Below are 9,492 nucleotides of genomic sequence, written 5' to 3' on the forward strand. Positions count from 1 at the left end.
ATCGTGTCGGCGCGAGTCTGGCGCGAGGGCGCGGGCGGGCAGATCTGATAGAGGCGGTCATTTCGGCAGGGGGCGGCACTGGCTGGCATGACCCGGCGGATGCCGCTGCAAGGCTTGCGGCGGTTGAAAAGCTGGCTGCCAGCGCAGATACTTTTGAGCCACTGGCAACGACCTTTAAACGGGTGAGCAACATCATTCGCCAGGCTGCTGGAGAAGGCGGCGGTAATGGTGATAATTTCTCGGAAGAGTTGCTGGAGGACGAGGGGGAGCGCATCTTAAATGATGTGCTCGGCGTCCGCTCCACAGAGATTGAAAAAATCATGGCATCCCTCGGGGATATCAAGCGCGATGAAAACAATGCGCTTGAAAACGCGTGGGCCAAGGTGATGGAAAATGTCACTGCCCTAAGACCAGCTGTTGATAAATTTTTCGACGAAGTTTTGGTGATGGCCGAGGATGAGAAGCTCAGGCGCAACCGCCTCGCGCTTCTCGGCAGGGTGGGGGCCCTGTTCGAGCCCGTCGCTGATTTCTCCAAGATTCAGGGACGCCCTAAGGAATAAAAAATTCGTTTTCGCCTCACGCCCAAGGAACCGAGGCGCATTTCTAACCATGCTCCAAATATGAGCAGGAGGATTTTCAGAAAATGGCGGATAAGTGGATCTACGCTTTCGGCGCCGGGGACACGGAAGGCAGCGCGGGCATGCGCGAGCTACTTGGCGGTAAAGGGGCGAATCTCGCCGAGATGGCGAGTCTGGGCATACCCGTCCCCCCGGGCTTCACGCTCACAACAGATTGTTGTGTTGATTATCTTGAGTCAAACAAATTTCCCGAAGGCGTATGGGATGGCGTTAAAGAGCAGATGTCGCGCCTTGAAATTGCGATGGGAGCGAAATTTGGAGGCGAGGAGAATCCACTTCTGGTCAGCGTTCGATCGGGCGCAAGGGAGTCGATGCCGGGAATGATGGACACCGTCCTCAACCTGGGCCTCAACGACAATACGGTGGCCGCACTTGAAAAGAAAACCGGCAACGCCCGCTTTGCCTTCGACAGCTACCGCCGCTTCATCAATATGTTTGGCAACGTGGTGCTCGACATGGAACACCACGATTTTGAAGAATTGATTAGCGCAATGAAAAAAGATCGCGGCGTTGAGAACGATGTTGATCTTTCTGCCGAGGATTTGGCCGCGCTCTCCAAGCAATACGAGGCCCTGGTCAAAGAAAAATCCGGCATCACCTTCCCGCAGGACCCCTACGAGCAGCTTCGCCTCGCCGTCGAGGCGGTTTTTAATTCCTGGAAAAACGACCGTGCCATCGCCTACCGGCGCCTTTATTCGATTTCCGATGAATGGGGAACGGCCGTCAACGTGCAGTGCATGGTTTATGGGAACATGGGCGATGACTGCGGCACAGGCGTTGCCTTCTCGCGTAATCCCTCGACGGGCGAAAAATCCCTTTATGGTGAAATACTTTTCAATGCCCAGGGCGAGGATGTCGTGGCTGGTATCCGTACGCCTGAGCCGATTTCCGTTCTAAAAGAGCGTATGCCGGAGTGCTTTTCTCAATTCGAGGAAATCTGCGCTCGTCTTGAGGGTCATTACAAAGACATGCAGGACATGGAGTTCACCATCCAGAACAGGCGGCTCTTCATGCTCCAGACGAGAAACGGCAAGCGGACGGCCACGGCTGCGGTTCGCATCGCGGTCGAATTGGTCGCAGAGGGTCGGATAACAAAGGAAGAGGCTGTTTTGAGCGTAGACCCGGACAGCCTCGACCAACTCCTGCACCCGGCGATAGACGCCGACGGAAATGTCAAGATTATTGCCTCGGGACTCGCCGCCTCACCGGGCGCCGCTGTAGGGCAAGTCGTTTTCACGGCTGATGAAGCCGTTTCGAAGGCAGAAAATGGCGAGGCCGTCATTTTAGTCCGCCAGGAAACGAGCCCAGAGGACATCATGGGGATGAACGTGGCCCAAGGTATTTTGACGGCCCGGGGCGGTCTCACATCTCATGCCGCTGTCGTCGCTCGCCAGATGGGCAAGTGCTGTGTCGCCGGTTGCACGGAACTCGACGTGCGGGCGGACAAAAAAACTTTTCAAACGAATGGCCACCTCATCAATGAGGGAGACTGGATTTCCCTAAACGGGAACTCTGGAGACGTTATTGTTGGGCAGGCCAAACTCAAGATGCCCGATATGGCGAACGAGTTCACCACGTTGATGGAATGGGCCGACGAAATTCGCGTGCTTGGCGTTCGCGCCAACGCCGATACTGTGGCCGACTCTGAGGCTGCCCTTAAATATGGGTGCGAGGGCATTGGTCTGTGCCGGACCGAACATATGTTTTTCGAGGAAGATAGGATCGATAATGTGCGCGCGATGATTCTTGCAGAGGATGAGTTGGGGCGCCGCAAGGCGCTCGCTAATTTGCTCCCGTATCAGCGCAGTGATTTTATGGGCCTTTTCGAGTCGATGGGCGAGCGGCCGGTTACGATCCGCCTGCTGGACCCCCCACTGCACGAGTTTTTGCCCAAGACCGAGCGCGACATGGAGCATGTGGCCGCTCTTTTGAATGTCTCTGTCGAGTCTATCAAGCAAGCCACCGAGTATCACAAAGAGCAGAATCCCATGCTGGGCCATCGAGGTTGCCGCCTTGTCGTTACGTTTCCGGGAATTTGCGAAATGCAGGCACGGGCGATTATCGAGGCCGCCTGCGAAATGAAGAAAAAGGGCGTTACGGCTTTCCCTGAAATCATGATTCCTCTCACGACCGGCGAGGCAGAATGGGAATTCAACAAAGAAATCGTTGTGCGCATTGCCGATGAAGTGATGCAGGAGCAGGGCATCAAGGTGCGTTATCTGGTCGGGACCATGATCGAAATCCCCCGTGCCTGTCTTCGCGCCGGTGAAATCGCCGAATCGGCTGAATTTTTCAGCTTTGGAACGAACGACCTGACACAGATGACATACGGACTTAGCCGGGACGATGCCGGGCGCTTTTTGCCAGAATACATCGAGAAAAACCTTATCGCGCGTGATCCTTTCGTTGCCATTGACCGCGAAGGGGTTGGCGAGATGGTGGACATTGGTATCAAGCGGGGCAAGGCGGTACGGGAGAATCTTGAAGTGGGCATCTGCGGTGAGCACGGCGGCGAGCCGAGTTCTGTCGAATTTTGTCACATGGTTAAGATGGATTATGTCTCCTGTGCCCCTCCGCGCGCACCCATTGCCCGGCTTGCTGCTGCCCAGGCAACGATTACGCATGGGAAATATAATACCGCTGAAATTCACTAGAGCGCAGATTTTCGGGAAATCGGGCATTGAGTGAAAACAGCCGTGAGATCGATCGCCGCTGGATGACAGAAGCATTGTCCCTTGCTGCCCAGGGCGCGGGTAGTGTGAGCCCGAATCCCCTTGTCGGAGCCGTTATTGTCGCTCCAGATGGGACCGTCGCCGGGCGCGGCTGGCATGAGCGTGCAGGCGCGCCGCATGCCGAGATCGCCGCGCTAGGTGAGGCGGGAGAGCGGGCACGCGGAGCCACTCTTTACATCAACCTTGAACCCTGCGCCCATCAGGGCAGAACGCCGCCGTGCGCTCCCGAGGTGGTTCGTGCGGGCGTCTCACGCGTCGTTGCGGCCATTGAAGACCCCGACCCCCGCGTTGCCGGACAAGGATTTGAAATTCTCCGAGCTGGCGGTGTGGCCGTCGAATCTGGTCTTATGGCCCTTGAGGCAGCTCGCCTTAACGAGGTATTTATCTCCTCGATCCTCAATGGGCGCCCCTTTGTGACCCTCAAAATGGCGATGAGCCTCGACGGTCGGATTGCCACCCGAGAGGGCGAGAGCCAGTGGATTACGGGGGAGGCCTCACGGGCGCTCTCGCATGAGTTTCGGGACCAGATTGACGCCATATTGATTGGTGTCGAAACGCTTCTCAAAGATGACCCCCTTCTTACAGCTAGGCCTCAAGGAAAACAGGGCAAACCCTTAATTCGTATTGTGTTGGATTCCCATCTCAGGACCCCGCCAGCGGCGCGCGTATTGCCTCCGGATCAGGGCGTTGCTACAATCATCGCCGCCCTAGAGGGAAGTGATCCCAAACGGGCGGAGAAATTGGAGAAAGCAGGCGCTCAGGTATTATATTTTAGCCCAGAGGTCGCCGGACGGGTGGCGATTTATCCCCTTTTAGAGGCGCTTGGGGAGCGTGGTGTTCGTCATCTTCTCGTTGAGGGCGGGGGCCAGGTGCATGGCTCATTTATGAGGCAGGGACTTGCTGATAAGGTAATGGCCTACATCGCGCCCATGATAATTGGTGATGATGAAGCTCCTGGCGCGGTATCGAGAGTGGGAACAGGCAAGCTATCAACAGCCCCAAAATTATCTTATGTTGAACATGAGCAAATAGGTGATGACATATTGATTCAAGGTTATTTAAAAGATCCTGTTTGGATAAAATATCAGGAGAAACAAAGTGTTTAGCGGCATTATCGAGGTACTAGGCGAAGTGCGCTCCATGGCGTCGAGCGAAAGTGGCGCACGCATTTCGATATCGGCGGGCGAATTAATGAAGGGCGTTCGGCTCGGCGACTCCATCGCCATTAACGGGGCCTGCATGACCGTGGTCGCCTTTGAGGGCTCAAAGTTTGAGGCCGATATTTCGCCCGAGAGCTTGAGAATGACCAACCTTGGTGGCCTCAAGGCCGGCGACAAGGTGAATCTCGAAAGGGCGCTGGCGCTTGGCGATCGACTGGGGGGCCACATGGTGAGTGGCCATATCGATGGAATGGGCAAGATTCGCGACAGAAGGGCGGACGGCGATTCGATTTGGCTAACCGTTGAGGCCCCAGCCGAGGTGATGCGCTATGTGGTTTTCAAAGGTTCTATTGCCGTTGACGGCATTAGCCTAACTGTGGCGACCTGTGATGAGGATTCCTTTTCAATTGCCATCATTCCCCACACGAGCGAGCACACGACTCTTACCGCCAAGCGAGACGGCGCGGTGGTGAATCTTGAGGCGGATTTGGTTGGCAAGTATGTGGAAAAACTGGTTTCGCCCCATGCCCAGGCGGCAAGAGCAGATTCGACCCAGGCCGGGGGGGACGGCGTTTCGATGGATAAACTCAAAGAGCATGGCTATGCCTAAAACCGCATCGAACAACGGCAAAAAAAACATGTTCTCGACCATCAACGAGGCCATCGGGGATATCCACGATGGGAAGATTGTCATCCTCGTGGACGATGAGGATCGCGAGAACGAAGGCGATTTCGTGATGGCGGCGGAGAAAGTGACGCCCGAGGCCATCAATTTCATGACGAAAGAGGGGCGCGGCCTCGTTTGTCTCTCGCTCACCCCTGAGCGCGTTGAAAAACTCGCGCTTCCCATGATGGTCGATCGCTTTCAGAATGCCTCACGATTCGGCACCCCCTTCACCGTCTCCATCGAGGCCAAAGAAGGCGTGACGACCGGCATCAGCGCCTTTGACCGCTCCCATACAATACAGACGGCCATCAAATCAGGGGCCGTGTCCTCAGATCTTGTGACGCCCGGCCACATCTTCCCCCTTCGTGCTCGCCCCGGCGGTGTACTTCGCCGGGCTGGCCACACAGAGGGCGCCGTGGATCTGGCCCGAATGGCGGGCCTCGACCCCTCGGGCGTTATCTGCGAGGTCATGAAGGACAACGGAACAATGGCCCGACTTCCGGATTTGGAGAAAATCGCGGAAAAACATAACCTCGCCATCGTCACAATTAAAGACTTGATCGCCTACCGGATTCAGAACGAAAGTCTCATCGAACGGGCCGAGGAGGTCATACTGCCCACACCGTTTGGCGAGTTCCGGGCGGTCATCTATCGCAATCAGACGAGCGGGCGGCTTCATTTTGCGCTGGTTCTGGGGGAAGTGGAGGGGACCGAACCCGTTCTCGTCCGGGTGCAGCCGGCATTGGGTATCCCTGACATCTTCAACCTTCTTCGCTCGGACGGCCCGGACAGGTTCCGCTACGCGCTCGAGGCGATCCAAAAAAGAGGACGCGGAGTGTTGGTTTATCTCCAGACGGACGCAATGGGCGATGGACCACCGCCTGTCGAGGGAGGGAGCCTTCCCTCGAGCCAGGAAATTCTTCCTCGCTCAAGCAACGTATCAAGGCTTCGAGAATACGGCATCGGTGCCCAGATACTTGTGGATTTGGGTGTGGAACGAATTCAAATCATGACAAATGAAGAGCAGCGCCTCGTGGCGCTGGAGGGATATGGGCTGCATCTTGAGGGGAGAGTCCCGCTTGAGATGGAGTCCCCGTTGGCATCTCTTATGAATCCTGAGCCGAAGCAAACCGGCAAATAAACGGTGGAGACAAATGAGTCAGATATTTGAAGGCACTCTTGACGGACGCGGGCTGAAAATTGGCATCGTCGCCTCGCGATTCAATGATTTCATAGTAGAGAACCTCGTTCGTGGGGCCCGCAACGGACTTCGAAAATGCGGCGTCAAAGAGGCGGATGTGGATATTGCGGATGTGCCTGGCGCGCTTGAGTTGGCCTTCGCTGCAAGGCGCATGGCCGAGTCGGGCAGGTATGACGCCCTTATCTGCATCGGCTGTGTCATACGGGGTGCGACGTCCCACTATGACCTTGTATGCTCGGAGGCTGCCAAGGGCATCTCTCAGGTGTCGACAGACACCGGCGTGCCTGCAATTTTCTCTATCGTAACGACCGAGACGATCGAGCAGGCCATCGAGCGCTCGGGGACGAAAGCGGGCAACAAAGGGTATGATGGGGCACTAGCTGCCGTAGAGATGGCAACTCTTTCCAAGGCGCTAGGCAAGCCGCGCCGCACGAAAAAATGAATAACACTATGAGGAATTTTTCATGAGTGGGCGCCGCGAAGCACGGGAGTTGGCTTTCCAGCTTCTGTATCATCTGGATTTGACCAAAGGTGACGCCGAGAGCGAGACCTCTCATTTTTGGCGAATCAACGAGGATAAATCGGCCCTCAGGCCGTTCGCCGAACAACTCGTCGGGCGCGTTCTTGCGAATCTTATGGACATCGACCGCGTGATTTCCGAGGCGAGCAAACGATGGACCATCAAGAGGATGGATTCGGTCTCGCGTTGTCTTCTCCGCCTTGGCGCCTGCGAAATACTTCATTTTTCAGACACCCCGCCCGAGGTTGCCATCAACGAAGCCGTTGAGTTGGCGAAGCGATTCGGCTCCGAGGATACGCCTTCGTTTATTAACGGCATACTCGACCGCCTGCATCAAAAAGAGACTCACGTATAAAGTGATTCGGCTCCGGGTCGATCCGCATTCCATCGAAAACATACCCTGCTTCATCGCCTTATCTGCGTTTACAGAAGAGCAACTGCCCCTTGAGGGCCTGCCGGGTAGGCTGGACAACCTCCTTGAGGGCGAGGCTAGCAGGCAAATCGAGCAGGGGCATCTCAACGGAACTTGGGGTTCCCAGGCGCTTTTAGCATCAAGGGGTAGAATCGCGCCCCACTATGTCCTGTTTGCAGGTCTTGGCCCGTCCAGAAGGATTACGCTGTCCATCCTGTCCTCTCGAATGGAGCAAATCGTTCAACGAGTGATTCGCCTCTCAGCACGTGAATTGGGACTGTCCGTATTTTATTCAGATAATTCCAATGCCAAATACGAGAACCTGGCGTCCGAGGCAGTCAATGGCGCATTGCGCGGAGCGGCGGATTGCCCTTACGATGTGAATATCACAGTTTGCGAGCCGGACCCCGCCCGTTACAATGAGTTGGTCAGCGTCGCTGAGAAAAGTGTATTCCGCCGAGCCGAGGGCCGGGAACTTTCCGTCGAAATTAACGTATGAAACTACACACCATTTCAAAAAGCATTGTTGCCGCTCGATGCGTGAAATTTATTCTGGCCATCTTTCTCCTCGCCACCTCCGGTTGCGGATATACCCTTGAGGGAACGAAACGCCCAGAGAGCATAGGGAACGCACGCACGATCAACATTTCGGTATTCCGTGATGAAACGAACGAGCCGAACCTAGGTTTTCTCATGGCCCAGACTACCCGCGATAAATTCCTGAATGATGGGCGGCTTCAGATTGTGAACTCATCTGCTGCAGATCTCGTTCTCAATGCCGTGGTGCGCGAATATCGTCTAGACCCAATTGGTTTTACAAGTAGCGATCAAGCAAAACGCTACCGTGTGGTCATCAAGACCGCTGTTCGACTCCGCAACCTCAGAACAGGTCGTGACATCTTAAAACAAGAAATCGATACAAACTCAGAATTTGACGTTGAAAGTTCGGTTACGAGTAGCGCCTCGAATCGTGAGGCGACGAACACAAAAGCTGCCGAGTTCTTTGCCACCGAATTAATTAGCCTGGTTCTGGAAGGTTTTTAACCATGGCCCGCTCGCCCCGTCGCCGAGGCTCCGGGGAGACGGTGAAGAACGCCATCTCTCTCCTGAGAAAAGGCGAGACATCCCCTCTTTATCTTTTGCATGGCGAAGAATCTTTTCAGCGCGAGGAGATTGTTCGTGAAATTCGGCTCGCTGTACTGGGCGAGGAGGGGAGTGATTTCAACCACGACATTTTCACTTGGGGAGAGACCAATGCCGCCGATATCCTGGCGGCTGCAATGACCTTGTCATTTATGGGCGGCAAGCGGCTGGTCGAAATCCATGGAATGGGTCAGCCTGGCGACAAAGATGCGGACACGCTGGATCTTTTGATTAAAGAGCCGCCATCCACGGCCGTTGTGGTGTTCATTGCCGAGAAAGCCGACATGCGGCGCACGTTTTTCAAAAATCTTGCCGGCGTGGGAATTGCCCTCAAAATGGAGCCTCCCTCAGAGCGAGAAATACCTGATTGGGCACAGTCACAGGCTCAGGTCCTCGGATTCACGCTCTCGCGGGAGGCGGCGATGCTCCTCGCCGAATGGGTGGAGCCTTCCCTTGGCCGGATACGTGCCGAGCTGGAAAAGCTAGCTGCCTATATTGGCCCGCAAAAAGTGGCGGACGAGGATGCTGTCCGAGAACTGGTGGGCCGCTCCAGGGTTGAGGCAATGTACAAACTTGGGGACATGCTGGCTGATGGGGATATTGCCAAATCGATTGCCCTCGCGCGGGATCTGGGACAAGACAATGCCGGGCCGCAGTTTCTTGTCGGATTCCTTCGAAACCAGATTAGGCGTTGGACTATCGTCAAGGCGGCATCTAGGGGCGGCATGGGTAAAAGCGAGTTGGCCGAGGTGTTGGGTGTGCCACCGTTCGCTGTCGAGCGCCTGCAGCGGCAGGTGGCGCGGGCAAGTGGGCGGTTTTTCAGAGAACTTTACGGCAAACTACTGGCAGTGGATCGGAAGATCAAGCGCTCAGGCAGGGGGAGTGTTGCGCTCCAGGCGATTGAGATTTTTATTATCGAGATGTGTAGTGGCAAAGGTGGATTTGGGACAAAATAATGGGATGCCGCTCCCGGTCGTTCGGGAGCGGTGGGTGCCTAGATGAATCAGGAAGTAGCGGCG

10 protein-coding genes are annotated in these 9,492 nt (G+C 55.6%); all 10 read left to right on the forward strand.

Annotated elements, in window-relative coordinates:
- The coding region (locus HOJ95_14290; GenBank protein ID MBT6395868.1) for a hypothetical protein at window positions 1-560 on the forward strand (560 nt) is incomplete at its 5' end.
- A gap of 83 nt (window positions 561-643) precedes the next feature.
- Entirely contained in the window at window positions 644-3,292 is a 2,649-nt protein-coding gene (locus HOJ95_14295; GenBank protein ID MBT6395869.1) for a pyruvate, phosphate dikinase, read from the forward strand.
- Window positions 3,293-3,354: 62 nt separating this feature from the next.
- On the forward strand, window positions 3,355-4,476 hold the full coding sequence (gene ribD, locus HOJ95_14300) for a bifunctional diaminohydroxyphosphoribosylaminopyrimidine deaminase/5-amino-6-(5-phosphoribosylamino)uracil reductase RibD (GenBank protein MBT6395870.1): 1,122 nt from the start codon (window positions 3,355-3,357) through the stop codon (window positions 4,474-4,476).
- Window positions 4,469-5,140, forward strand: a complete 672-nt coding sequence (locus tag HOJ95_14305) for a riboflavin synthase (GenBank protein MBT6395871.1) — start codon at window positions 4,469-4,471, stop codon at window positions 5,138-5,140. The genes ribD and HOJ95_14305 overlap by 8 nt, the downstream gene beginning before the upstream one ends.
- 28 nt (window positions 5,141-5,168) lie before the next feature.
- A complete protein-coding gene (gene ribB / locus HOJ95_14310; GenBank protein MBT6395872.1) occupies window positions 5,169-6,338 on the forward strand; it encodes a 3,4-dihydroxy-2-butanone-4-phosphate synthase in 1,170 nt (389 codons plus the stop codon).
- 13 nt (window positions 6,339-6,351) lie between these two features.
- Window positions 6,352-6,840, forward strand: a complete 489-nt coding sequence (locus tag HOJ95_14315; GenBank protein MBT6395873.1) for a 6,7-dimethyl-8-ribityllumazine synthase — start codon at window positions 6,352-6,354, stop codon at window positions 6,838-6,840.
- A 22-nt stretch (window positions 6,841-6,862) separates the two neighbouring features.
- Complete coding sequence (gene nusB, locus HOJ95_14320) at window positions 6,863-7,273, forward strand: transcription antitermination factor NusB (protein ID MBT6395874.1); 411 nt, start codon at window positions 6,863-6,865, stop codon at window positions 7,271-7,273.
- Between the two features lies 1 nt (window position 7,274).
- Entirely contained in the window at window positions 7,275-7,829 is a 555-nt protein-coding gene (locus HOJ95_14325; GenBank protein MBT6395875.1) for a hypothetical protein, read from the forward strand.
- Entirely contained in the window at window positions 7,826-8,374 is a 549-nt protein-coding gene (locus HOJ95_14330; protein ID MBT6395876.1) for a hypothetical protein, read from the forward strand. The genes HOJ95_14325 and HOJ95_14330 overlap by 4 nt, the downstream gene beginning before the upstream one ends.
- A gap of 2 nt (window positions 8,375-8,376) precedes the next feature.
- Window positions 8,377-9,429 (forward strand): DNA polymerase III subunit delta, encoded by a 1,053-nt coding sequence (gene holA, locus HOJ95_14335; protein ID MBT6395877.1) that lies wholly within the window; start codon window positions 8,377-8,379, stop codon window positions 9,427-9,429.
- Window positions 9,430-9,492 lie beyond the last annotated feature (63 nt).

The organism is Nitrospinaceae bacterium, assembly GCA_018669005.1.
Taxonomy (GTDB): Bacteria; UBA8248; UBA8248; order UBA8248; family UBA8248; genus UBA8248.